The 22,871-nt window shown below is 67.2% G+C and carries 25 protein-coding genes; 11 read left to right on the forward strand and 14 right to left on the reverse strand.

The genetic code is table 11. From position 1 onward, the window contains the following. Positions 1 to 27: 27 nt before the first annotated feature. The 7 genes from ACW17W_RS08980 to ACW17W_RS09010 all read left to right on the forward strand — a co-directional run bounded on the left by ACW17W_RS08980 (position 28) and on the right by ACW17W_RS09010 (position 5,040). On the forward strand, positions 28 to 306 hold the full coding sequence (locus ACW17W_RS08980; protein ID WP_013269080.1) for a hypothetical protein: 279 nt from the start codon (positions 28 to 30) through the stop codon (positions 304 to 306). Continuing rightward, positions 303 to 743, forward strand: coding sequence for a Spy/CpxP family protein refolding chaperone (locus tag ACW17W_RS08985; RefSeq protein ID WP_013269079.1), 441 nt, complete (start codon positions 303 to 305; stop codon positions 741 to 743). The genes ACW17W_RS08980 and ACW17W_RS08985 overlap by 4 nt, the downstream gene beginning before the upstream one ends. Positions 744 to 750: 7 nt before the next feature. Continuing rightward, a complete protein-coding gene (locus ACW17W_RS08990) occupies positions 751 to 1,305 on the forward strand; it encodes an RNA polymerase sigma factor (RefSeq protein ID WP_013269078.1) in 555 nt (184 codons plus the stop codon). A gap of 133 nt (positions 1,306 to 1,438) precedes the next feature. Then, entirely contained in the window at positions 1,439 to 3,262 is a 1,824-nt protein-coding gene (locus tag ACW17W_RS08995; protein ID WP_013269077.1) for a copper resistance system multicopper oxidase, read from the forward strand. Continuing rightward, a complete protein-coding gene (locus ACW17W_RS09000; RefSeq protein ID WP_013269076.1) occupies positions 3,262 to 4,404 on the forward strand; it encodes a copper resistance protein B in 1,143 nt (380 codons plus the stop codon). Before ACW17W_RS08995 ends, ACW17W_RS09000 begins: the two co-directional genes overlap by 1 nt. Before the next feature lie 17 nt (positions 4,405 to 4,421). Next, on the forward strand, positions 4,422 to 4,805 hold the full coding sequence (locus ACW17W_RS09005; RefSeq protein ID WP_492076567.1) for a copper resistance CopC family protein: 384 nt from the start codon (positions 4,422 to 4,424) through the stop codon (positions 4,803 to 4,805). 10 nt (positions 4,806 to 4,815) lie between these two features. Next, positions 4,816 to 5,040, forward strand: coding sequence for a hypothetical protein (locus tag ACW17W_RS09010; RefSeq protein ID WP_013269074.1), 225 nt, complete (start codon positions 4,816 to 4,818; stop codon positions 5,038 to 5,040). Between the two features lie 60 nt (positions 5,041 to 5,100). Here ACW17W_RS09010 and ACW17W_RS09015 read toward each other — a convergent pair whose 3' ends face one another. Both ACW17W_RS09015 and dinB read right to left on the reverse strand, forming a co-directional pair. After that, on the reverse strand, positions 5,101 to 5,400 hold the full coding sequence (locus ACW17W_RS09015; protein ID WP_492076568.1) for a DUF7662 domain-containing protein: 300 nt from the start codon (positions 5,398 to 5,400) through the stop codon (positions 5,101 to 5,103). Positions 5,401 to 5,860: 460 nt separating this feature from the next. After that, positions 5,861 to 6,937 (reverse strand): DNA polymerase IV, encoded by a 1,077-nt coding sequence (gene dinB, locus ACW17W_RS09020; RefSeq protein WP_492076569.1) that lies wholly within the window; start codon positions 6,935 to 6,937, stop codon positions 5,861 to 5,863. 129 nt (positions 6,938 to 7,066) lie between these two features. Here dinB and ACW17W_RS09025 point away from each other — a divergent pair, with 129 nt between their 5' ends. Then, entirely contained in the window at positions 7,067 to 7,522 is a 456-nt protein-coding gene (locus ACW17W_RS09025) for a DUF411 domain-containing protein (protein ID WP_013269071.1), read from the forward strand. Here ACW17W_RS09025 and ACW17W_RS09030 read toward each other — a convergent pair. From ACW17W_RS09030 to ACW17W_RS09075, 10 genes are all read right to left on the reverse strand, one after another. Beyond that, entirely contained in the window at positions 7,487 to 8,647 is a 1,161-nt protein-coding gene (locus ACW17W_RS09030) for an acyltransferase family protein (protein ID WP_013269070.1), read from the reverse strand. The two genes, ACW17W_RS09025 and ACW17W_RS09030, sit on opposite strands and share 36 nt — an antisense overlap. Continuing rightward, complete coding sequence (locus ACW17W_RS09035; RefSeq protein WP_156796131.1) at positions 8,648 to 9,067, reverse strand: hypothetical protein; 420 nt, start codon at positions 9,065 to 9,067, stop codon at positions 8,648 to 8,650. A 3-nt stretch (positions 9,068 to 9,070) separates the two neighbouring features. Further along, the gene (gene copM / locus ACW17W_RS09040) at positions 9,071 to 9,514 is read right to left on the reverse strand and encodes a CopM family metallochaperone (RefSeq protein ID WP_492076570.1); all 444 of its coding nucleotides are present in this window, start codon (positions 9,512 to 9,514) and stop codon (positions 9,071 to 9,073) included. Beyond that, complete coding sequence (locus ACW17W_RS09045) at positions 9,511 to 11,598, reverse strand: heavy metal translocating P-type ATPase (RefSeq protein ID WP_492076571.1); 2,088 nt, start codon at positions 11,596 to 11,598, stop codon at positions 9,511 to 9,513. Before ACW17W_RS09045 ends, copM begins: the two co-directional genes overlap by 4 nt. 11 nt (positions 11,599 to 11,609) lie before the next feature. Next, the gene (locus ACW17W_RS09050; protein ID WP_013269066.1) at positions 11,610 to 12,194 is read right to left on the reverse strand and encodes a cation efflux transmembrane domain-containing protein; all 585 of its coding nucleotides are present in this window, start codon (positions 12,192 to 12,194) and stop codon (positions 11,610 to 11,612) included. Further along, complete coding sequence (locus tag ACW17W_RS09055) at positions 12,191 to 15,412, reverse strand: efflux RND transporter permease subunit (RefSeq protein WP_013269065.1); 3,222 nt, start codon at positions 15,410 to 15,412, stop codon at positions 12,191 to 12,193. The genes ACW17W_RS09050 and ACW17W_RS09055 overlap by 4 nt, the downstream gene beginning before the upstream one ends. 11 nt (positions 15,413 to 15,423) lie before the next feature. Next, positions 15,424 to 16,629 carry an efflux RND transporter periplasmic adaptor subunit gene (locus tag ACW17W_RS09060; protein ID WP_013269064.1) on the reverse strand — a complete coding sequence of 402 codons (1,206 nt, stop codon included), beginning with the start codon at positions 16,627 to 16,629 and terminating at the stop codon, positions 15,424 to 15,426. Beyond that, positions 16,629 to 17,882, reverse strand: a complete 1,254-nt coding sequence (locus ACW17W_RS09065; RefSeq protein ID WP_013269063.1) for a TolC family protein — start codon at positions 17,880 to 17,882, stop codon at positions 16,629 to 16,631. The genes ACW17W_RS09060 and ACW17W_RS09065 overlap by 1 nt, the downstream gene beginning before the upstream one ends. A gap of 57 nt (positions 17,883 to 17,939) precedes the next feature. After that, positions 17,940 to 18,242 (reverse strand): hypothetical protein, encoded by a 303-nt coding sequence (locus ACW17W_RS09070; RefSeq protein WP_492076572.1) that lies wholly within the window; start codon positions 18,240 to 18,242, stop codon positions 17,940 to 17,942. Between the two features lie 226 nt (positions 18,243 to 18,468). Continuing rightward, positions 18,469 to 19,125 (reverse strand): cation efflux transmembrane domain-containing protein, encoded by a 657-nt coding sequence (locus tag ACW17W_RS09075; RefSeq protein WP_013269062.1) that lies wholly within the window; start codon positions 19,123 to 19,125, stop codon positions 18,469 to 18,471. Between the two features lie 54 nt (positions 19,126 to 19,179). On the opposite strand from ACW17W_RS09075, the gene ACW17W_RS09080 reads away from it, so the two are divergent. Continuing rightward, positions 19,180 to 19,659 carry a MerR family transcriptional regulator gene (locus ACW17W_RS09080; RefSeq protein ID WP_013269061.1) on the forward strand — a complete coding sequence of 160 codons (480 nt, stop codon included), beginning with the start codon at positions 19,180 to 19,182 and terminating at the stop codon, positions 19,657 to 19,659. Positions 19,660 to 20,080: 421 nt separating this feature from the next. On the opposite strand, the gene ACW17W_RS09085 is transcribed toward ACW17W_RS09080, so the two are convergent. Both ACW17W_RS09085 and ACW17W_RS09090 read right to left on the reverse strand, forming a co-directional pair. Continuing rightward, positions 20,081 to 20,479, reverse strand: coding sequence for a nuclear transport factor 2 family protein (locus tag ACW17W_RS09085; protein ID WP_013269060.1), 399 nt, complete (start codon positions 20,477 to 20,479; stop codon positions 20,081 to 20,083). A 79-nt stretch (positions 20,480 to 20,558) separates the two neighbouring features. Further along, entirely contained in the window at positions 20,559 to 20,798 is a 240-nt protein-coding gene (locus tag ACW17W_RS09090) for a helix-turn-helix transcriptional regulator (protein WP_492076573.1), read from the reverse strand. Positions 20,799 to 21,318: 520 nt separating this feature from the next. Between ACW17W_RS09090 and ACW17W_RS09095 the strand changes: the two genes are divergently transcribed. After that, positions 21,319 to 21,801: an RNA polymerase sigma factor gene (locus tag ACW17W_RS09095; RefSeq protein ID WP_492080297.1), complete on the forward strand. Its 483-nt coding sequence runs from the start codon at positions 21,319 to 21,321 to the stop codon at positions 21,799 to 21,801. Next, the gene (locus tag ACW17W_RS09100; RefSeq protein WP_492076574.1) at positions 21,713 to 22,807 is read left to right on the forward strand and encodes a FecR family protein; all 1,095 of its coding nucleotides are present in this window, start codon (positions 21,713 to 21,715) and stop codon (positions 22,805 to 22,807) included. Before ACW17W_RS09095 ends, ACW17W_RS09100 begins: the two co-directional genes overlap by 89 nt. The last annotated feature ends 64 nt before the right edge of the window (positions 22,808 to 22,871 follow it).

The following is a 22,871-nucleotide window of genomic DNA, read 5'->3' on the forward strand; positions in this document are numbered from 1 at the left end:
GGGTTATGGGGCCGACGGAGGTGCAACATGACTGAGGACATCGATCGCCTGATCGCGAGCGCCCGGCCGGCGAGCCCGGCCGGGCTTTCAGGGCTGGAATCCGATGTCTGGCGCCGCATCGAAGACCGCGTCAGTGAAGGGCGGATGGGTCAGGTTCGCGTGGCGGCCCTCGCCATGGCGCTCGTGGTTGGCGTCGCCAATGGGGGCCTGTTCGCTCTGTCCGCGCGGGCCGAACCTTCCGAAATGCAGGTGTTCAGCGTGTCGGCAGGCCTCTCGCCGATCGGGACGCTCGGAGCCGGCGAATGACGGGGGGGTGGCGGTCCATCGCGATCACGGCGGCGCTCGCCGCCCTCGCCAGCGGCGCAGGGACCTGGGCCAGCACAGCCTGGTTGATGAAGCGGAACGAAGCGCCCAGCCTGCACAGTATCGTCCATGATCAACTTGACCTGACAGAGGACCAAGAAACGCATCTGGAGGCGATCGAAGCCCGCTTCGCCTCGCGCCGAGGCGCGCTCGAAGCCGAAGTCCGGACGGCCAATCGCGAGCTGGCGGATGCGATCGCCGTCAGCGAGGGCGACAGTCCGCAGGTTCAGGCGGCGGTCGATCATTTCCACGTCGCCATGGGCGGTCTCCAGAAGGCCACCATCGCCCATGTGTTTGAGATGCGGTCGGTCCTGACGGCCGAGCAGGCCCAGGTGTTCGACCGGCAGGTCGTCGGAGCCCTCCTGCAAGACGCAGGATAAGACCCTGGTGGATTCGGGGGCTCCACTCGAAACACGGGCGGCGAAGGGCGACCGGGCCGCCTTCAGCGCGCTGATGACTGCGACGAAGTGCGATCTCCATCGCTTCGTTCGCAGATACGTGGGCGACGACGAAGAGGCCTACGATCTCGTCCAGGAGACCTATGCCTCCGCCTGGCTGGCTATTCGCCGGTATGATCCGAGCCGCAGCTTCGCGACTTGGCTCCGCTCGATCGCCGTCAACAAATGCCGCGACTGGGGCCGCAAGCGTGCGGTTCGCCGGGTGGTCCGCGGCGTTATGGGCCTCGACGCGCCCGAAGCCCTGGCTGTCGGGGACGGGGCGACGACGCCGGAAGAGCGGCTGGATGAAGGACGGCGACGGACGGCGCTGGACCGCGCCATCGCTGATTTGCCTGACACCCTGAAGGCGCCGCTGCTTCTGACTGCGCTCGAGGGCCGCTCCCACGCCGAAGTCGCGGTCATCGTCGGAGCCACTCCCAAGGCGGTCGAGACCCGCGTTGCGAGGGCGCGCGCCAAGCTCGCGGAAGCTCTTCGGGACCACTGAACCGTCGCTGTCGGCGACTGAGGCGGTTCGACGCAAGGGGACGGGCGCTCCCGTGCGTATTGGCAGTAGGACCGTCCGTTCTCCCCGTCCGGGATGACGACGTCGAAATAGCCTTAGCGAGGACCGAGCCTAGATGTCGATCATGCGACTGGACCGACGCACCTTTCTACGCGGCGCCGCGGCGGGAGGCGGCCTGCTCGGTTTGCAAGGCCTACTGCCCGCCTGGGCCCAGACCGGTTCAGCGGGTCTTCGGTCGGAGTTGCCGGCCCTCGTCGGCCCGAACATCGACCTCACGGTTGGCCACTCGCCGTTCTCGGTCGGTGGGCGAACCGGACACGCCGTGACGGTCAACGGCCTGTTGCCGGCGCCGCTGCTGCGCCTTCGCGAAGGTCAGAACGCCCGCTTTTCGGTGACTAACACCTTGGACGAAGACACCTCGATCCACTGGCACGGCGTACTGTTGCCGTTCCAGATGGACGGCGTGCCGGGCATCAGCTTCCCGGGCATCCGGCCACGCGAGACCTTCGTCTATGAGTTTCCCGTCAAGCAGTCGGGCACCTATTGGTATCACAGCCACTCCGGGCTCCAGGAGGCGATGGGCCACTACGGACCGATCGTCATCGACCCGGCCGGCGCCGATCCCGTCGCCTATGACCGCGAGCATGTCCTGGTCCTGTCGGACTGGAGTTTCATGCATCCCCACGAAATCCTAGCGAAACTGAAGAAGAGCCCCGGCTACTTCAATCGCCAGCGGACGACGCTTTCCGGCCTGCTGGCGGGTGCGGACGGCATGAGCCTCGAAGAGCGGCGAATGTGGGGCCAGATGCGGATGGACCCGCGCGACATCTCCGACGTGAACGGCACGACCTACACCTTCCTCGTCAACGGCCATGGCCCGGAAGAAAACTGGACCGGTCTGTTCCGTCCGGGCGAGCGTGTGCGCCTGCGCATCATCAATGCCTCGGCGATGTCGATCTTCAATGTACGGATCCCCGGCCTGCCGATGACCGTCGTTCAGGCCGACGGCGAAAATGTCCGACCCGTCGAGGTCGACGAGTTCCAGATCTCCGTCGCCGAAACCTACGACGTTATCGTCCAGCCCAACGAGGACCGCGCCTACACCATCGTGTCCGAAGCGATCGACCGCTCGGGCATGGGCCGCGCCACGCTCGCCCCGCGCCTGGGCATGACGGCGGAGGTTCCGCCGCTCCGCGAGGTTCCAACCCTGACGATGCGCGACATGGGCATGGGCGGGATGGATCACAGCGGGATGGCGGGCATGGACCATAGCGGCATGGCCGGAATGGACGATGGCGCGATGTCCGGCATGGATCACGCGGCCATGGGGCAGACCCCGGCCGCCGCTCCCGCGTCCGATATGGCGGGCATGGGCGCGATGAATATGCGGGACCCTGACAACGCGCCGGCCGACATGGCGGTGGGCGTGGGCGTCGACATGATCGCCATGGCCCCCGCCAACCGGCTGGGCGATCGCCCCCTCGGCCTGGAAACGGTCGATCACCGGGTGCTGGTCTATACCGATCTGGTTTCGCTCCAGCCGAACAAGGATCGCCGTCCGCCGTCCCGGACGATGGAAATCCATCTGACCGGCAATATGGAACGGTTCATGTGGGGCTTCGACGGCCGCAAATTCAGCGAACTGGTCGAACCGATCCGCTTCGAGCGGAATGAACGGGTCCGCGTCACCCTGGTGAACGACACCATGATGGGGCACCCGATCCATCTGCACGGGCATTTCTTTGAACTCGTTACGGGCGGTCCTGCGGGGCATCAGCCGCTGAAGCACACCGTCAATGTCGCTCCCGGATCAAAAGTGACGTTCGACCTGACCGCCGACGCACCCGGAGACTGGGCCTTCCACTGCCACATGCTGATGCACATGCACGCCGGCATGTTCAACGTGGTGACGGTGCGGCCCATGGACGGAGCCGCCTGATGAACCGCCTCGCCATCGCCCTCGCCCCCATCATCCTCGCCGCCAGCGCCTTCAGCGCCCAGGCCCAGGACCCGCACGCGGGCCATGTCATGCCGGCGCCGACCCGCCCCGCGCCCGAACAAGTCGCCGAGCCTCAGACTCCCGCCCGGCCGGCAGCACAGGATCCGCACGCGGGTCATGTCATGCCGCCCGCGCCGATGCCGCCCGAAGCCGATCCCCATGCGGGTCACGAGACGTCGACCATGGCGCCCGCGCAGCCTGATCCGCACGCCGGGCACGACATGGCCACGATTCAGCCGGCCCAGGCGGATCCCCATGCCGGGCATGACATGGCGGCGATGAGCATGGGGCCGCCGGATGTCCCGACCAGCGCGGACGATTCCGGTCGACCTCCAGAGACGCCGGTTCCGACCGCCGCCCTGAGCGGCCCGACGCACGCCGCCGACCTGGTCTTCGGCGCAGAGGCGATGAACGCATCACGCCAGACCTTGATTGCCGAGAACGGCGACGTGCGTACCACGGCCGTCATCATCGACCGCCTCGAAGCCGCCTTCGGCGATGGCGACGACACCTACCTTTGGGATGTCCAGGGATGGAGCGGCGGCGACATCAATCGCTTCTGGTGGAAGTCCGAGGGTGAAGGCGACTTCGGCGGTGATCTGGAGGAGGTCGAAATTCAGGCCCTCTACAGCCGCGCCATCACGCCCTTCTGGGATGTGCAGGCCGGTGTGCGCCAAGACTTCCGGCCCGATGGCGAGGACACCACCCATCTGGTCCTGGGTCTCCAGGGACTGGCCCCATACTGGTTCGAGATCGACGCAGCCGCCTTTCTATCCACGAAGGGCGACCTGACCGCCCGCGTCGAGGCCGAGTATGATCAGCGGATCACACAGCGCCTGATCCTTCAGCCGCGCCTCGAAATCGATGCCTCGGCCAGCGATATTCCGGAACTGGAGATCGGCTCGGGTCTCTCTTCGATCGAGGCGGGCCTGAGACTGCGCTACGAACTCCGCAAGGAGTTCGCCCCCTACGTCGGCGTCGAGTGGAGCCGCGCCCTCGGAAACACCGCCGACTACATCGAAGCCCGAGGCGGCGAGGCAGAAGACACCCGGCTCGTTGTCGGCCTCAAGGCCTGGTTCTAATCCAAGGAGACTACCCGATGATCCGCACTCTTGTTCTCACCGCCGCTTTGGCGTTTGCCGGCGCCGCCGCCGCTCAAGACCCGCACGCCGGCCACGCCGGAATGCAACACCAGGCTCCGGCCGCCTCCAACATCGTCACCACCCCGGCCGACGGCGCCATGATGCAAGGCGCACCGGAACGCTTCAGCGCGACTTTCCCGCACCTGATGATCCTGAAGACCGTGACACTCACCGCCGAGGGCCAGGCCCCGATCGTCGTCACCGCGCCCGCCCTGCCCGCCGCCGTGACCGTCAGCGTGGCCTTGCCGCGTCTCGCGCCGGGGAGCTACGCTGCCGCCTGGTCCGCCGAAGGTCCGGACGGCCACAAGATGTCTGGCTCTACCCGCTTCATGATTCACTAGGAGAACGACGATGAAAGTTTCCACCCTGCTGGCCGCCGCCGGCGCGATCCTGACCCTGAGCGCCGGCGCGGCCCTGGCCGCTGAAGGCTGCGCCTGCTGCAAGGACATGGCCGCGGATGCGGCTATGACCTGCTGCGACGAGATGAAGACCGACACCACCCCGGCCGAGCCGGCGGCGCCCGCACCAGCGCTGTCGGACACGCCTGCCCCCCAGGGGCACGCAGACCACAACTGATCGTCGGCGATCGATCTCCTCCGGCGGCCCCCTCGGCGAAGCCACCGGAGGTGACCGGAATCAGGTTGCCTGGTCCCGGTCGCCGGCCTGCTCTGTGCCGGGGACCGGCCCGGCGGCGTCCTTCCGGACGAAGCGCACGATCTCGGCTCGCATTTGCGGTTCAGCGATGAATCCGGCGTCCGCGAACGCGATGTGCTGGGGCCCCAACGGCCCAGATGGATCCGCTCGCCACCATCCGTCGACGGCCGCGGCTTTCGGCAGAAAGCCACCCACGATCCGTTCAATTTCCCGGAACGTCAGGTTTACCTCGGACCGCTTCTGGCGGCGAAGGAAGGATGCGAGGGGCGCATATTTGGTCATCGGCGTCTTTTCCTCCCTCGCCGCGATCGGTCAAGCCCGACTCGCGCGACCAGCCTTGAGCGTTGTAGGATCGTCGTCGGCGGGTTCCGGAACGGACAGGCGCTGGTTTTGAGCCAAGCGACGCAATGCGTCGGCGGCGATCAGAGCCGACACCTCCGGCTTCTGTACAGAAGTCCAGGCCCGCCCCCTCTCCTTCTACGCGCGCTCAAGCTTGGCGCTCATTCGTCTTCAGGGTCTATGATGCCGGTGCGAACCCCGACCGCTACAACCTGAATCCTGGTCCGTACGCCCAGCTTGGCGCATGCCTTCCAGATATAGGGCTTGAACGACAAGGCCTGTGGAGCACGCAGCACCCTTGCCTGCTCGTCCTCTGAAAGGAGATCAGGCCAGTAGCGAAACCTGTCCGGAGCGGCGGGTCCCGCGGCAACCGGCTCGCCGAAGAGGTTTGCCTGCACACGCATCAGGCCAAGGCGAGCTGGTCGGACGCCGACGGCGCCGGCACCTTGAAGTTGGACAGGCTGACGCCGACCAGGCGGATGCCCTTGGCGGGCGGATAGAGCGAGCGGACCAGCAGGAGGCTGATCTCTTCCAGCCGATCCTTGGACGTCACCGGCTCCGGAAAGGAACGGCTGCGGGTGGACTGCTGAAAGTCGGCCCATCTGACCTTCACCGTCACCGTGCGCCCGTAGGCGTCCGACTTCTCGCACCAGCCCCAGACATCGCCCGTCATGGCGAGGACACCGGCCTCAATCGCCGAGGGATCGGTCAGGTCGCTTCCGAACGTCGTTTCCGATCCGGACGACTTGCGCTCCCGGTTCGGGTTAACCGCGCGATGATCCTCGCCGCGCGAGATGGCGTAGTACCAGGGACCGGACTTGCCGAAATGCTGCTGTAGTAAGGCCAGCGACTGGCGCCGGAGGTCCTCGCCGGTCTCGATGCCCAAGCGGCTCATCTTGGCGGCCGTCACCGGCCCGACCCCGTAGAAGCGTTTCACCGGCAGGATCTCGACGAAGGCCTCGCCCCGCCCGGGCGGCACGACGAACTGGCCGTTCGGCTTGCGCTGGTCTGAGGCCAGCTTGGCTAGGAACTTGTTGTAGGGAATCCCCGCCGACGCTGTCAGGCCGGTCTCTTCCAGGATGCGGGCGCGGATCTCGACGGCGGTCTCCGAGGCGGTCGGCAGGCCGCGCAGGTTGTCAGTGACGTCGAGATAGGCCTCGTCCAGGGACAGCGGCTCCACCAGAGGCGTGTAGTCAGCGAAGATCGCCTGGATCTGTTTCGAGACGGCGCGGTAGACCTCGAACCGTGGCGGGACGAAGACGAGGTCCGGGCACTGCCGCAAGGCCGTGGTCGACGGCATGGCCGACCTCACGCCGAAGACCCGCGCCTCATAGCTGGCCGCCGCCACCACGCCGCGTTGGGCGGCGTAGCCCACGGCCACCGGGCTGCCGCGCAGAGCGGGATCGTCGCGCTGTTCGACGGACGCGAAGAAGGCGTCCATGTCGACGTGAATGATCTTGCGAACCGGCCCGTCGCTCATGCCCCGGCCTAGCAAGATTGGAACATAAAGGGAGCAGCAAAACCGCCCCCCTGTGACACCAAGTCGGTTCGCGGCGCGCCGGTCGCCGGTCTACAGTGACAGTCTCGCCGCCATCCGGGACCGCCGCCGATGAACCGCCTTTCTCGTCGCCTTCTCATCCTCGGCCTGCCTCTGGCCGCCCTCGCGGGCCCGGCCCTCGCCACGCCGCCCAAGCGCATGATCGCGTACAAGACGCCCTGGTGCGGCTGCTGCGGCGGCTGGATCGCGCACATGCGCCAGGCGGGCTGGACCGTAGAGGTCGTCGAGCGCGAGGACCTGGCACCGATCCGGGCCCAGCATGGCGTTCCGGACCGGCTGGCCTCCTGCCACACCGCGGTGGTCGGCGCCTACGCCATCGAGGGCCATGTCCCGGCCGGCGACGTCGATCGATTGCTGGCGAAGCGCCCGGCCGCCCGGGCTCTGAGCGCGCCCGGCATGCCGGCGGGGTCGCCGGGCATGGAGGCCGCCGGACGGGAGCCCTATACGACCGTCCTGATCCTCAACGACGGTTCAACCAGCGTGTTCGGTCGGCACAACGGCGCCTGACGCCTGGGGCGTCGTCGCCGGATCTGGCGCCGTCCCGTTGACGCGAGGCGGATTGAGCCAAGTCTGGACCGGACGGTCGAAGCCGTAGCGGAACACAGCGGCGGCCACGAAGGCGCCGACCAAGCCGACGGCCCACAGGGCCCAACGAACGCCGGACGACCAGGACTCCTGTCCCAGGGCGTCGAGCAGGCCGAACCAGACGATGCGGCTCACCTCATTGGTGAGGAACATCGAGAACGACATCAGGGCCAGATGCTCGATCAGCCGTGAAGGACTGCGCACCGGCACGGCGCCGGCGGCCCAGATGATCACGGTCATCAGGCCCAGCGACAGCAGGCTGAAGGCGCCGAAGGCCTGGAACAGTACGAGCGCGACGGCGGCGGCGACGCCGATCGCTCCGGCCAGGCGCGGCCCGACATAGACCCGCGAGCCGTAGAAGGCCGCCGCGACCCCGAGCAGGAACAGCGGCAGAGCGCGCAGGATGCCGTAGCGCATCGGCAGGCGGTAGATCGGATCGCCGAGCCAGAGCGAAGCGGCGACGTCAGCGGCGAGGACTAGGACCGTCGCGCCGATCACCACGACAAGCGGGGGCCAGCGCCACAGGGCGCGGCTGATCCAGGGCAACAGGAGATAACACCCGATCAGGGCCGAGAGGGTCCAGGTCGGGGCGTTCCACCCCTGCCCGCCCGGCACGCCATAGGCCTGGACCAGCAGCACCTGCGCGGACAGCTGCGACCAGTCGAACCAGCGCGGATTGCTGGGCGCGATCCCCGCCAGGGCGGCGCCGCCGACGAGAGCGATGAGGATGAGGCTGACGACCAGGTGGGCCGGGACGACCCGCAACAACCGCTGGCGCGAATAGGAGCGCAGCGAGGCCTGCCCGGCGGCGAACCGGTCGCCGTAGATGCGGGCCAGGACATAGCCGGAGTCGATGATGAAGAAGTCGGTGAGCAGATAGCCGCGCTCGAACACCGGATGCAGCTGTGGCAGCGGGACCGGTGAGGCCTCGCGGAAATGGTAGAGGATGATCAGCGCCCCGACGATAAAACGCAGCGCGTCCAGCCAGCCGCCGCGCGCGATCCGGACGGGGCGAGGCGACGGCTCGGTCAGGGCGGCTTTGGGCATTCAGTCAGTCTTCCGTGGCGCATACCCGGCGACGGCGCTGTGGTGCTCATGTGGATGCAGGACGATCTGGTCTCGCGAAAGATAAAGGCCGGTCGTTCCCAAAACCCAAACGACGATCAAGCCACCGACGATCATCAGTCCCGCCCGATCGCGGGGGCCGAACACGAACGAGCAGGCGATCACGCCGCCCAGAATGGCGCCGTAACCAAAATGCAGCGGCACCTTGTGGGCGCCGAGCAGCAGAAGCGCCATGCAGAAGACCAGGCCGCCCGCGAACAGGCTGACCCCGATGGCGATGAGCGTATCGAGCACGGGCCTTGGCCTGAGCGGGCGTGTCTGGAGCCGCCGCCCTCGTTGGCGATAGCGGCCTTCGCGCCAACGAATGCTTCGGCCGCGCACGGTGAAGCGCTTGCCGGCCATCCGTCAGGGCCTTGCGCCGGGCGCGGGCGTGTCCTCATGGCGCGCAAGGAGGATTCTCATCCGGACAATCTCGGATTCCTGGGCCGCGATAATCTCATCGGCCAGATTGCGAACGTCGCGGGCTTCGCCATGCTCGACGGCGACCTTGGCCATCGCGAGCGCACCCTCGTGATGGGCGATCATTCCGCGCAGGAAGTCGATGTCGGCGTCGCCGGTGTAGTTGATGCTCATGGCCTGATGCATCTGCGCGCTGGCCTCGCGATAGGCGCGGGTCGACGGGCTGTCTTCGGGCGCGCCAGCGTGACTTGCTTCGGTGTCGCTCGGGCGGGCATCCACCGCCGACGGCGCCGCAGCGACGCCACGGGTTTGCCGCGAGATCATGCCGAAGGCGAAGGCCGAAAGGGCGAGAAAGACGGCGATGACGGAGATCCATCCGAAACGCTTCATGACGATGTCCTCGAGAGACCCCGCGCGACCACGGGGGCGGCTGGGATTGCGGTTGGAAGGGTGGGCGCGGTTCGGTCGCGGTAGGCGAGCAGCCGAAGGGCGTTGAACACCACCAGCAGGGTCGAGCCTTCGTGGAGCGCCACGGCGGGACCGATGCCAAGACCGAGGATGGTCGCGGGCACCAGGAAGGCGACGACGCCGAGGCTGACATAGAGGTTCTGGAGGATGATCCGGCGGGTCTGCCGGCTCAGGCCGACCGTGAACGGCAACTGCGACAGGTCGTCGGACATAAGGGCGACATCCGCGGTCTCGAGGGCGACATCGGACCCGGCCGCGCCCATGGCGATGCCGACCGTGGCCGTTGCCATGGCTGGGGCGTCGTTCACGCCGTCGCCCACCATGGCGATCTTGCCGTCCGCGCGGAGTTTCTTGATGGCGTCGACCTTGTCCTCCGGCATGAGATCGCCCCACGCCTCGGTCAGCCCGACCTGCTCCGCGATGGCCTGGGCGGCCTTCTGGTGATCTCCCGAGATCATGATCATGCGCTGGACGCCGAGGGCCCGGAGCGCCGCGAGCGCGGCCCCGGCCGCAGCGCGCGGCGTGTCGAGCAGGCCGATGACACCGAGGTCTCGCGTCCCGCGCCGCACCACCATCAGGGTCCGCCCCTGGTCGCGCAGTTGCGCGGCGACGGCCGTCGTTTCGTCGTCGAGACCCGCCACGCCGTCGGCCCCGAACATCTCGGGCTTGCCGATCCAGATCGTCTCGCCGCCGAGTTGGGCCGTCACCCCCTTGCCGGTCAGGCTCTTGAGCTCGGTTGCGGCCACGAGCGCGGTATCGCCCAGCCGTTCGGAGCCGTCGCGGGCGATCGCGTCCGCGAGCGGATGGTCGCTGAGCCGCTCGACGGCGACCGCGATTGCGAGGAGGTCGGCTTCCGTCGTCCCGCGCACCGGCATGACATCGGTGATCCGGGGCCGACCCTCGGTCAGGGTCCCGGTCTTGTCGAAGGCGATGGCGTTGAGCGAGCCGAGATTCTCCAACGGCGCGCCGCCCTTGATCAGAACGCCCGCGCGCGCCGCACGGGCGACGCCCGACAGGACCGCGCTCGGGGTGGCGATGGCGAGCGCGCAAGGGCTGGCGGCGACCAAGACGGCCATGGCGCGATAGAAGCTGTCGCGGAACGGCTCATCGACCACCACCCAGGCGAACAACAACACGAAGGCCAAGCCCAGGACGACAGGCACGAAGATGCGCTCGAACCTGTCCGTGAAGCGCTGGGTCGGCGACTTCTGGGTCTCGGCCTCGCTCACCATCCGGACCACCTTGGCCAAGGTGGTGTCGCTCGATTTGCGGGTGGTCTCGATCTCGATCGCACCGGCGCCGTTGATGGTGCCCGCGAAGACGAGGGACGCAGATCCGACCTGGGCCGGCCGCTCGCGGGCCGCAGCGGCGTCCGGGACCGGCTGCTTGTCCACCGGCATGCTCTCGCCGGTCACCGGGGCCTGATTGATGCTTGTCGTTCCCACCACGACGAAGCCGTCGGCCGGAAGGCGCTCGTTCGGACGCACCACCACGGTGTCGCCGACCACCAGTTCTTCGACCGGCAGTTCGACGACCTGCCCGTCACGCCGCACATGGGCGATCCGGGGCGCCAGATCCGCCAGGGCCTCGATCGCCCGTTTTGCCCGCCCCATGGCGTAGTGCTCAAGGGCATGACCGATGCTGAACAGAAACAGCAAAAGCGCACCTTCGGCCCAGGCGCCGAGCGCCGCCGCGCCCGCGGCGGCGACGAGCATCAGGGTGTCGATCTCGAAGCGCTTCTGACGAAGGTTTGCGACCGCCTCCCCCACAGTGAAGAACCCTCCGAACCCATAGGCGACCACATAGAGCGCGATGGGCAACCAGGCCGGCAGATTAGGAACGAGTTTCTCCAAGCCGAAGCCTACGGCCAGCGCCGCCCCCGACGCGAGGGCGAAGATCAGTTCGGTATTGGCTCCAAGGATGCCGCCTTCACCGTGGGCATGGCCATCGCCGGTCGCATGATCGTGAGCTTCCGCCGTATCGCCAGATTTGGTTGCGGAGGTCATTCATCGTTCTCCTATACTTTGGTGCGCGCGGCATCTCGCAAGATGTCCACGCCGCCCTTCACCGCGATGGCCGCGACGAGCACACCGACCACGAGGTCCGGCCAAGCCTGGTCGAGCCACAGTACGAGCCCCCCCGCGACGAGGATTCCTCCGTTGGAGGCGAAATCGTTAAAGCTGAAAGTCTCGGCCGCCTTCATGTTGACGTCGCCGCTGTCCTGGCGGCGGATCAACTGCAGGCAGATGAGGTTGATGATCGCCGCGACGATCGCGAGCCCCATCATGGTTGGGCCGATCGGTTCGGTTCCGACCAGGAATCGACGACCGGCGTCCAGAAGGACGCCGGCGCCGAAGATGAGGAGCATCACGCCCGAAAAACGCGCCGCGCCCCGCTTCCACGAGCCGGCTCGGCCGATCGCGAGGAAGCTGATCAGGTAGACCGCAGCGTCCGAAGCGTTGTCGACCGCATTGGCCAGCAGGGCGCTGGAATCGGCGGACCAGCCGCCGATTCCGAGCGCAACCGCCAGGCCCGCATTGAGCGCAAGAACCGTCAGCAGGGTGCGCCCCTGCTGACGGTCATTCTGATTGCGAGCAATCAATCCTCGACCCCCTCATCCTTGCGGTGCCGCACCGCCTTGGCCGCGAAGGTCGGAAGCACCAGCAGGGTCAGGGCGGTCGCGGTCAGCAGCCCGCCGATGACGACGGTCGCCAGAGGCTTCTGAACCTCGGCGCCCGCGCCATGGGCGATCGCCATCGGGATGAAGCCGACGATGGCGACGAAGGCTGTCGTCAACACCGCCCGCAGCCGGCTCGAAGCGCCTTCGATCGCTGCGTCACGCGGCGCAAGACCCGCCTGCAATCGCTCGCGAATGGCCTGCATCAGGACGAGCCCGTTCAAGGTCGCCACCCCTGAAACGGCGATGAAGCCGACTGCTGCAGACACCGAGAACGGCATCCCTCGCAGGAGCAGCGCCAGGGCGCCGCCGATCAGGGCCAGCGGCACGCAGGCGAAGACAAGACCAGCCTCCGAGAACGACCCCAGAGCCATGAACAACAACACGCCGATCAGTACGAAGACGATCGGGATCACCAGCCCCAGACGCTGCTGGGCGCGCTCGAGGTTTTCGAACTGACCGCCCCAGGTCAGGCGGACGCCCGGCGGAAGCGCGATCTGTTCGACCCGTTGCTGGGCGTCGGTGACGAAACCGCCCAGATCCCGGCCGCGGACGTTAGCCTGAACCACCATCCGGCGGCTGCCGTCATTGCGGCTGATCTGGTTCGGCCCTTCGGCGCTCTGAATGCGCGCGACCGAAGACAGGGGCACGGTCACGCCCGTCGAAGAGACGATTGGCAGGGCGGCAAGCGCCGCCGGATCGTTCCTGGCGTCGTCGGGGAGGCGGACGACGACATCGAAGCGACGATCGCCCTCGAAGATCCGACCGGCCTCCGCGCCGCCGATGGCGGCCGAGACCGCCTCGGAGACGTCGGCTGCGGACAGGCCGTAGCTGGCCGCCGCAAATCGGTCGACGCTGACCGTCAGGGTCGGCAAGCCGGACGCCTGTTCGACGCGAACGTCGGCGGAGCCGGTGGTCTGGCGCAGCGCGCCGGCCACCTGATCCGCGACCCGCTGCATGGTGTCGAAGTCATCGCCGTAGACCATGACCGCGAGGTCCGTCCGCACGCCTGAGATCAGCTCGTTGAAGCGGAGCTCGATGGGCTGGCTGAACTCGAAGTTATTGCCGATCTGTTGATTGGCAAGCTCTTCGAACCGCTCGAGCAGGGCCTCCTTCTCGAGACCGGAATCAGGCCAGTCCTTGCGGTCTTTCAGAACGATGACACTGTCCGAAATGTTGGGCGGCATCGGGTCGACGGCCGCCTCGGCGGTGCCGGTCCTGGAGAACATGGTCTCGACTTCCGGCTGGGCGGTGATGACCCGTTCCAACGCCATCTGCATGGCGAGGGACTGTTCCAGCGACGCCGAGGGAACTCGCAGCGCCTGCATGGCGATGTCGCCCTCGTCCAGAGTGGGGATGAACTCCCGTCCCAGGGATGAGAAGGCCAGACCACCGACAACAACCGCGCCGAGTGCCGAGATCAGGACGATCTTAGGACGATCGACGGCGGCGCGGATGGCCGGCTGGATCCAACGCCGCGCGTGGCGGAGCAGGAAGGTCTCATGTTCGTGGGCTTGGCCGTGTTCGTCGGTCTCGACCTTCTTGGGTTCCCGCACCAGCAGGGCCGTCATCGCCGGAACGAAGGTGAAGGAGAAGATGAAGGCGCCGACGAGCGCGAGCATGACCGTCGCGCCCATGGGGACGAACGTCTTGCCCTCGACGCCCTCGAGCATCAGCAAGGGGGTGAAGACGAGCAGGATGATCAGCTGACCGAAGGCGGCCGGCTTGACCATCTTGCGGGCTGCGGCCACGGCGACATCAAGGCGTTCCCGACGGGTCAGGGCCCGTCCCAGATCAATCCGCCGCTGCGACAGCATCAGCAAGGTGCTCTCGACAACGATGACCGCCCCGTCGACCAGAAGGCCGAAGTCCAGCGCGCCCAAGCTCATCAGGTTTCCACTGATGCCGAACCGGTTCATGCCGATGACCGCGAACAGGAAGCTGATCGGGATCATCAGCGCTGTGATGCTGGCCGCACGAATGTTGCCGAGCAGCAGGAACAGCACGACGATGACCAGAAGCGCGCCCTCGATGAGGTTGCGCGCCACCGTCGAAATCGTCGAGTTGACCAGGGCGCTACGGTCGAGAACCGTTACCGCCTCGATCCCTGCGGGCAGGGTCTTGCGAACTTCCTCAAGGCGCTCCCCGGCCGCTTGGGCCACGGTGCGGCTGTTGCCGCCCGCGATCATCAGCGCCGTACCGAGCACGGCCTCGTGGCCGTCACGGCTGGCGCCGCCCAGACGCGGGGCCTGGCCGATTTCGACTGTTGCAACGTCAGCCACGCGAACGATCAGGCCGTTCCGGTTGACGACCGGCGCCTGAGCCAGGTCCTCCACGGTTGAGGCCAGGGCGTCGGTGCGGACCGTCAGCGCTTCGCCAGCGCGCTGGATGTAGCCCGCGCCGGCCTGGGTGTTGGCGCGGTCGAGAGCCTGGATCAGGTCACCCATGCCCAAGCCGTAGGCGGAGAGGCGCGCGACGTCGGGACGGACCGCGTACTCCTTCACATAGCCGCCGACGGTGTCGACGCCGGCGAGACCGGGAGCGGTCCGCATCTGCGGCGCGACAATCCAGTCCTGCACGGTGCGCAGATAGGTGGCGCGCTGCTGCGGGGTCGAAAGCAGATCGCCTTCCGGCGTCAGATAGGCTCCGCCCGCCTGCCAGCCCGTCTCGCCAGGCTTGGCGAGGTTCTGACTGTTGAACGGCTTGTAGTCGACCGTCCACATCAGCACTTCACCGAGACCCGTCGTGATTGGGGCCATGGTCGGCTCCACCCCTTCGGGCATGGCCTCCCGGGCGCCGGCAAGGCGTTCAGCCACCTGCTGACGGGCGAAATAGATGTCCGTCTGGTCGGTGAAGATGACCGTGACCTGGCTGAAGCCGTTTCGGCTCAGGGATCGGGTCGTCGTCAGGCCGGGAATGCCGGCCATGGCGGTCTCGATCGGATAGGTGACCTGCCGTTCGATCTGTTCGGGCGCGAGCGCCGGAGCGACCGTGGTCACCTGGACCTGGCGATTGGTGATGTCCGGCACGGCGTCGATGGGAAGCCGTGTCAGTTCGAGGAGTCCGTAGGCCGCGACGAGCGCCGTGGCGAGGACCACGAACCATCGGAATTTAACCGAGAGCTCGATGATAAACTTGAACATCTGGTGCGCCCCTAGTGACCGTGCTCGGCCTCGCCCTTGGCGAGCTCGGCTTTGAGGAGGAAGGCGTTCGTGCCGGCGACCCGTTCAGCCCCAGTGAGGCCGCGCAGGATTTCGGTCCGCCCCCCGGCCTGACGGCCGGCGAGCACAGGACGGGCCTGGAAGCCGTTCGGGACTTGGACGAAGACGACGGTGTTGCCGTCAACGGTCTGGACCGCCTCGGTTGGAACGGTGAGACCGCCCGTGGTTTCGCCCGTCACGATCGCACCCGTGACGGCTGAACCGGCCGGCGGGAGGACCGAGCCCGTCGGTCGGGCCCGGATGACCGTGGCGCCGCTCTCGCCGCCCGCGCCTGCGGCCACGCCGGTGACGATGGCGTCGAAGTCGCCGCTCGGGCTGCTGACCCGCAGAGGCGCCCCGGCCCGGACATTGGCAGACAACGCAGGCGGCGCGTTGAAGACCAGCTCAACCCTGGCCGGGTTGGTGACCTCGGCGACAACGCCACCCTGGGCGACGAAGCCGCCCGGTCCGACCTGAACGCTGGTCACGACCCCGGCGATGGGGCTGGTGACGCTGAGGCGGCCTGAAGCGTTGGGCGAGCCCGCTGCGCTGGACCGCGCGCGAGCCGCCCGGGCGCCAGCTTCGGCGCTGAGCAGTTGCGCGCGGGACGCCTCGACTTCCTGTCGCGCGACGACGCCCTGATCCGCCAGATTGCGGTTGCGTTGATAGGCCTGGCGCGCCGCCTCCGTCTCGGCGGCCGCGGCGTCCGCGTCCGCGCGGAAGGTCGCCGCTTCGCCACTGACGACGCTCACCAGAGGCTGGCCGATCCGGACCGTCTGACCCGGTGCCACGAGAACTCGCTCAACGCGCCCACCGACGGACGCAGCAACAGCGGCGCGCGCGTCGACCATGGGCTCGACCCGCCCGGAGAGCCGGGTTTCCGCTCCCCCTCCCCTACCGACGCCGACCACGATCAAGCTGGCGGCCTGGGCCTGGGCCGCGCTTAGCGCGACGAAGCCTTCCGGCGCTTCGGCCTCGCCTTCGTGGCCGGCCTCGCCCTCGGCATGGGTCCCTTCTTCTTCAGCGTGACTCGTCCCACCCTCGGCAGCGGCTGGAGCGTCCGGGCCGCGCGTGAGCAGGAAGAGCCCACCTCCGCCGAGAAGAACGACGGCGGCGGCGCCGCCGATGAGCAACGTCTTGTTGGATGTGCGCTTGCGCATCATTGGGCTCCTTGGAATGGGGCGCGGCCGTCCTGGCGCGCGAGTTCAATCTCGGCCTGGACGCGTGCAAGGCGTGCATCGACGGCCGAAGTTCGAGCTGAGATCAGGGCGGTGCGGGTGACCCGCAGTTCGAGCTGGGAGATCCTCCCGGCTTCGGTTCCAATCCGCGACAGACGGTAGGCTTCCTCTGCGGACGCCACCCCCGCATCGGCGGCGGAGACCCGGCTGACGGAGGCGGCAAGCCGCGCCCGCGCTGCGGCCCGATCGGCCTGGGCTTCCTGACGGGCGCCGAGAAGCCGCGCATCCGCAGCCCGGAAGTCGGCCTGCGCCGCGTCTATGTTCCCGCGGTTGCGGTCGAACAGGGGCAGCGGCATGCTGACGCCGAAAGTCAGCGCCGTCGCGTCCTCCATCTCGTAGCGACGGACACCGACGCTGGCGTTGATATCCGGGCGCGAGCGGATCCGCTCCACGTCGATCCGGCGTTCGGCGGCCGCGCGTTGAGCCTCGGCGACGCGAACGGTCGGCGCATCCTCCGGGGCCGCGAAGGTGGAGGCAGGCGCGAGGTCCAGCAGGCTGGCATCGATGGCCGTCACCGGAGCCGCCAGCATGGCGACAGCGGTCAGTCGCGCGAAGGCCGCGTCGCGCTCCGCGACAGCCTCATCGCGCGAGGCGCGCGCCGCAGCCGCTTCGCTTTCACCCTGGATGCCACGCAGCAATGGCTCACGGCCTTCCTCGACAAGAACCAAGGCGGCCCTCGCATCGGCGATGGTCAGGGTCAGGCTTTCCTCGGCCAGGACGGCCCGCCTTTGAGCGGCTTCCGCGTCGGCATAGACCTGAGCGAGCCGTCCGGCGGCGTCGATGACGGCGAGATCCCGTTGCAGCGCCGCGGTTCCGGCTTCCGCGCGGGCGACATTCACCCGCGCGGTTCGGCGTCCCCAGAGCTCAAGGTCCTGACTGATCGACAAGGTGGTTTCGGCGTTGGCGTAGCCGGAGAAGGGCCCCGTGCCGAACGCGTTCTCGGCGTCGAGGGCGATCGTCGGATTAGGCCTGACACGGGCCTGGCGGACACGCGCTTCGGCGGCGTCCGACAGGGCGCCGGCTTCAAGGGTGGCTGGGGTTTGATCGAGCTGGGCGAGCAGCTCGGCGAACGACGGAGCGGGGTCAGCCCAAGCGGGACTGGCCAGCACGGCCGCAAATGCGGCCAGCGCGCAGCCGACCGCGAAACGCGGCGGCCTGCGATGTGAGGGAGGCATGATTCATCTTCCAGAAATTTGACACGAGATCGCGCGCACGGCGGCGCAGAGGTCGAGTCAGACTCTGGGCGGGCGCTTCAGGCCGTCGGGCGAGATCGACGACGGAAAATCACTCGAGGGGAAGGCGTGAACCGGCCTTGCGTGGATTTGCATCGCGATGTCGTCGGCGACATCCGCACGGGCGGTTCCGTTGTGGTGGCAATGACCGTGGGTGCAGATGCCGTGCCCACCGCCTAGGTCGGCCTGGTCGCTATCGCCTGCATCCTGAGCGACCATGGCGTGAGCCGAGGTCGTCTCTGGGGCGCAGGTCGCGGCGTCAGCGATAGGGGCGACGAAAAACACGGCGGCGACCAAGGTCACAGCCAGAATCAGTCTCGCCCATGTCGCCATTGACCAAGTCATCGCGCGCTGAATACTTTTATTCGAGCGGAGGAGCAATCTGTTACACAGTCCGCTTGCTGCGACGGTTTCACCGCTCCGCGAGCAGACCTCGCCCCGCGAGCGAACGACGCACGGCGGACAGCGGGTCGCGCCTCTCCCGCAAAGCGCTCCAAGCCGGTCCGTCTTACCTTCTGAACGCGCCGGGTCATGCCCGAGCCGATCGGCTCTCCTGCCGCGCCTGCAGCAGGATGGACAGGGCGGAATGCAGGAAGACGGCTCCGAGCAGCGCGCCGGCCAGCAAATCGGGCCAGCGCGAACCCGTCAGCCAGACAAGACCGCCGGCGGCGGCCACGCCGAGACTGTGAACGAGATCGTTGCGGGTGCAAAGCCAGACGGAGCGGACATTCGCGTCGCCTTCGCGATAGCGCACCAGCAGCAGGGCGGCCACGAGGTTTGCGGCGAAGCCAAACAGGCCGAGGCCGGTGATGACGGATCCCTCGGGCGGCTGTCCGGAAACGGCTCGCCAGACGGCGTAGCCGAATACGGAGACAGCCATGAGGACCAGGCTCAGGCTCTTGAACATCGCCGCCCCTGACCGCACCCGGACGGACCGGCCGATCACCCACAGACTTATGGCGTAGGTCGCGCTGTCGGCCAGAAAGTCCATCGCGTTGGCGGCAAGGGCTGCAGAGCCCTGAACGACGCTGCCGGCGACGATCGCGGCGAAGCCGACCAGGTTGATGGCGATGACGGCGACCAGAATGCGCCGATAAGCCGGGGAGGCCCCGTCGAACTTGACGACCTGACCGCAACAGCCGGAGGGGGCCGTCGAGCAGGAAACCGGGGTATCGCGTGCGCTCATGCCCGCCTTCTGCACCCTCTAGCCACTAGAGGGTCAAGCGCCTATCCTGCCGTCATGCCCACCGTCTCATCGCCCGCCCGTTCCATCGGCCGTTTGTCCGCGGCGACTGGCGTGAAAGTCCCGACCATCCGCTTCTACGAACAGATCGGCTTGCTTCCGCGCGCCGCGCGCAACGAGAGCGACTACAGGGTCTATGACGAGCCCGCCTTTCGTCGCCTGTCCTTCATTCGTCATGCCCGCCAGCTCGGGTTCGAGATCGACGACATTCGAGCGCTGCTCGATCTCGCGGACGAACCGGAACGGCCCTGCGGGGACGCCAACCGGATCGCGGAACGCCAGCTCGCGGCCGTCGACGCCAAGATAGCGGGTCTGCAGGCCCTTCGCACCGAGCTTTCGCGAATGCAGGTCGCCTGCGCCGGCGGACGCGTTTCGGACTGCCGTGTGATCGAGGCGCTCAGCGGGGCTGGCGACCTGCAGCTCGGCGCGGTCACCTCGCCTTCTCCAACGGTATTGTCTCAGGGGAACGTCGGGTGAGTTTCGCCGCCGGCAAGAGCGAACCTTGGGCGCTGGGCGCCATGCGTTTCGCCGCCATGGCGCAAGGCGCCTCACTGCCAGTCTGAGCCAGCATAGGTTTGGGCCGGATGTTCCGCAAACCTCCCGACTGCTGAGTCCCCTTACTTCGTCGGCGAACAGCTCGGGAAACTGGAGCGTGAAGGCGCACGCTCCAAATAAACCCTCGCGCCTTCTTCCGCTGACGGGCTCCGGCCAACCTTAGTCCCACGATCGAGCGCCAAGCATCAGGGTTTGGCTTGGCTCAAACTCCAGCTAGGATGCCAGTCGGCGGGCCTCGACCGGATAGCCTTTGATCTTGAGCCAGGGGACGTTCTGCGTCGGCGGCGATCACGGGTGAAGACGTCGAGCTTCACACAGAAGTTCCCGGCCCGCCCCCTCCCCTTCACCAACGATCAGCACTGAGTCGCCGCCACCGGTCCTTCTCAGACAGCGGCACCTCCGCCAAATCCGCATGGTCGCGCCAGCGCGTAATGACGCCCTGCTCGACCTCAAAGACGCTGATGGCGCGCACGTCCAGCAATCCTCCGCGGCGTGCCGCCAGGAGGTAGGCGCTCTCCGCGATCACGAGATCATCTTCGGCGACGCATTTAAGGATGTGCAGTTCGAAGAGCGAATAGGTTTGAAAGAGCCGGCGCCAGAACCCGAGCAGCGCCGTTCTGCCGATAAGGTCGCCCGCGATGTCGAACCGTGCCGCGACATGCTCGGCAAGATAGGTTTCAAGCCGCCGTACGTCGCGAAATGCGATCTCCTTGGCGAAAGCTTGGACAACAGATCCGGGCATCGACGATATGATCACAGTTCAGATGAGCGATCATGATCCGATTCTTGATCAAAAATCGCGCGCTGCGTGTGGCGACCTATTAATCCGGTTCAATCACGCCGGCCCGCACTGCGACTGCGACCGCCTCGATTCTTGTCCGGACCCGGAGTTTCGAACAGACTTTTTCCAAATAGCTGTCGACCGTGCGGGGCGACAGTCCAAGGATGCCGCCGATATCCCCGGAACTCTTTCCGCGAGTGACCCAGATGAGGCATTCGAGCTCCCTCGGGCTCAACGCGAAGCGCTGCGATCCGACATCCATTTGATGGTCTGGGGGCATGATTTACCTCGCCTTTGACCGTCGTATCGTGACCCGCCCTCTCCGACCCGACAACGCAAGCCCTTTGCGGCGACTCCGCAAAAATCTTGCGGAAACGCATCAGCCAAACCCGGTCGTTCCGGTCGCGTATCGTGCGTCACGGATGACTTGCCCTGGCGGGTGACGGCGCCTAAACGGGTTGGTGTCGGGCGCCGTCATATAGGGGCGGGACTTGAGCCGGGGCCTGCCTTTGGCGGAGGCGGCGTTTCACCCTGAAGTAGCGGGCCTCTTCGCAGAGGATTCCTCGCCCGACCCCCTCCGCCTTGCACACGGACTCGGTTTGATTCATGCTCAGCCGTCGGCGTTTGCGTCGATAGGGGCCGGGAATCCCCTGTGCGAAGCTCAACCTTTACGACCGCGCCCTGTCGCGCGGCGTCCGTCCGCCATCGACCGCAGCGCACCCCTGAGTGCGTCCGGCCCGCGCGGACGCGCTCTCGGATTCCCGCCGTCTGACAGCCGGCTGGAGGTCGCGTTGAGCGATGTGAAGGAGTTGAATCCGGGCGCAGCGGCGAGCCTCAACGGGCTCTACCGCCGCTATTCGGGATGGCTGGAAAAGCGGCTTCGCGGGCGTGTCGGCGTCGACGAGGCGGACGACGTGGTGCAGGAGACCTATCTGCGTCTCACCCCCTATCTCCTTGAGGACATCCGGCACCCAAAGGCGCTGCTCCTTCGGGTCGCGCTAAACCTTGTCCGCGACGAGCATCGCCGTTTGGTCCGGCGTGACCGCGCGTTGCAAGGTGCGGCTCCGATCCTGAGCACGGGGGCTGACGCGCCTGTTGATCGCCTCTATCTCAAGCAAATCCTGCAGACGATGCCGCCACTCTACAGGGACGTCTTCGTCCTGAGCCGGTTTGACGGTATGACATACCCTGAGATTGCTCTGGCTCACGGGATCAGCTTGGCTACAGTCGAACGACGTATGGCCAAGGCCGTCGAGCACTGTATGGCGCAACTGGACGTCTAAGGCACGAACGATGACTGCCGACAAAGACCTGGACGCAAGACGCCGCGAAGCCGCGTCATGGTTCGCGACCCTCAACCAGAAGCGGGTCGCGGCTTCGGATATCACAGCCTTCAGCCAATGGCGCCGCAACCCGGAGAACGCCGAGGCCTATTCGCGCATCGAGACCATGTGGGAGGCGGCGGGAAGCCTCAAGGGGGACGCCGATATCGCCGCCTTGACGCAGGGTGCGCGCGCTCGAGCCGACGCGTCGCGTCAATCCCAAAGCCGGTTGGCCAAAAGTGTCGTTCCCTTGGGGGCGATCGCCACTATCGCCGCGCTTGCGGTCGGCGTCGCCCTATGGTCCAGCCGCCCTCAGTCTTACGAGACGGATTTAGGGGAGCGCCGGGTGGTGGTCCTGGCTGACGGGTCGCGGGTGACGCTGGACACCGCCTCCACCATCCGCGTGAAGCTGACCCGCGAGCGACGCGCCGTGGAACTGGCGAGCGGTCAGGCCTTCTTCGAGGTTCGGGGCGATCGTGCGCGCCCGTTCATCGTCAGCGCCGGGGACACCGACGTGACGGCCGTCGGCACCCGGTTCGACGTGCGTCGATCGGGTAACGGCGCTCAGGTGACCCTCGTCGAGGGCAAGGTCGATGTAAGCGATCGTTCAGCGGTCTCTCAGGGGTGGTCCCTCACGCCGGGCCAGCAGATCGTCACGACCTCGCCGCGTCCCGCCGTCCGGACCGTGGACGTCGCCTCGGAAACGAGTTGGACGGCGGGGCGACTGATCTTCGCTGGCGACAGCGTCCAAACCGCCGTCGCCGAGGTCAATCGCTACAGCCGCACCAAGGTCGTACTTCAGTCGCCTGGCATATCCCGCATCGCCGTCAGCGGCGCTTTCAACACGGGCGACGTCGAGGGGTTCGTCTCCGCGCTCGTCGAGCTTTATCCCGTCGTCGCCGAGCGGACTCCAACCGGTCAAATCGTCATTCGTGACGCCCCTGCGAAAAATGCGGCGGTGCGCTGAGGGGTTTTACCGCGCCCCTTCGTCTCTTCCCCAACCCGCGTTTGTGCGGGTATCCATTTCGGGG

Source organism: Brevundimonas sp. FV1ye29L (genome assembly GCF_058681095.1).

Coding starts and splice junctions, on each gene's coding strand:
- ACW17W_RS08980 (WP_013269080.1), top strand. CDS start 28: ATGACTGAGGACATCGATCGCCTGATCGCGAGCGCCCGGCCGGCGAGC.
- ACW17W_RS08985 (WP_013269079.1), top strand. CDS start 303: ATGACGGGGGGGTGGCGGTCCATCGCGATCACGGCGGCGCTCGCCGCC.
- ACW17W_RS08995 (WP_013269077.1), top strand. CDS start 1,439: ATGTCGATCATGCGACTGGACCGACGCACCTTTCTACGCGGCGCCGCG.
- ACW17W_RS09000 (WP_013269076.1), top strand. CDS start 3,262: ATGAACCGCCTCGCCATCGCCCTCGCCCCCATCATCCTCGCCGCCAGC.
- ACW17W_RS09005 (WP_492076567.1), top strand. CDS start 4,422: ATGATCCGCACTCTTGTTCTCACCGCCGCTTTGGCGTTTGCCGGCGCC.
- ACW17W_RS09010 (WP_013269074.1), top strand. CDS start 4,816: ATGAAAGTTTCCACCCTGCTGGCCGCCGCCGGCGCGATCCTGACCCTG.
- ACW17W_RS09015 (WP_492076568.1), bottom strand. CDS start 5,400: ATGACCAAATATGCGCCCCTCGCATCCTTCCTTCGCCGCCAGAAGCGG.
- dinB (WP_492076569.1), bottom strand. CDS start 6,937: ATGAGCGACGGGCCGGTTCGCAAGATCATTCACGTCGACATGGACGCC.
- ACW17W_RS09025 (WP_013269071.1), top strand. CDS start 7,067: ATGAACCGCCTTTCTCGTCGCCTTCTCATCCTCGGCCTGCCTCTGGCC.
- ACW17W_RS09030 (WP_013269070.1), bottom strand. CDS start 8,647: ATGCCCAAAGCCGCCCTGACCGAGCCGTCGCCTCGCCCCGTCCGGATC.
- ACW17W_RS09035 (WP_156796131.1), bottom strand. CDS start 9,067: ATGGCCGGCAAGCGCTTCACCGTGCGCGGCCGAAGCATTCGTTGGCGC.
- copM (WP_492076570.1), bottom strand. CDS start 9,514: ATGAAGCGTTTCGGATGGATCTCCGTCATCGCCGTCTTTCTCGCCCTT.
- ACW17W_RS09045 (WP_492076571.1), bottom strand. CDS start 11,598: ATGACCTCCGCAACCAAATCTGGCGATACGGCGGAAGCTCACGATCAT.
- ACW17W_RS09055 (WP_013269065.1), bottom strand. CDS start 15,412: ATGTTCAAGTTTATCATCGAGCTCTCGGTTAAATTCCGATGGTTCGTG.
- ACW17W_RS09060 (WP_013269064.1), bottom strand. CDS start 16,629: ATGCGCAAGCGCACATCCAACAAGACGTTGCTCATCGGCGGCGCCGCC.
- ACW17W_RS09065 (WP_013269063.1), bottom strand. CDS start 17,882: ATGCCTCCCTCACATCGCAGGCCGCCGCGTTTCGCGGTCGGCTGCGCG.
- ACW17W_RS09075 (WP_013269062.1), bottom strand. CDS start 19,125: ATGAGCGCACGCGATACCCCGGTTTCCTGCTCGACGGCCCCCTCCGGC.
- ACW17W_RS09080 (WP_013269061.1), top strand. CDS start 19,180: ATGCCCACCGTCTCATCGCCCGCCCGTTCCATCGGCCGTTTGTCCGCG.
- ACW17W_RS09085 (WP_013269060.1), bottom strand. CDS start 20,479: ATGCCCGGATCTGTTGTCCAAGCTTTCGCCAAGGAGATCGCATTTCGC.
- ACW17W_RS09090 (WP_492076573.1), bottom strand. CDS start 20,798: ATGCCCCCAGACCATCAAATGGATGTCGGATCGCAGCGCTTCGCGTTG.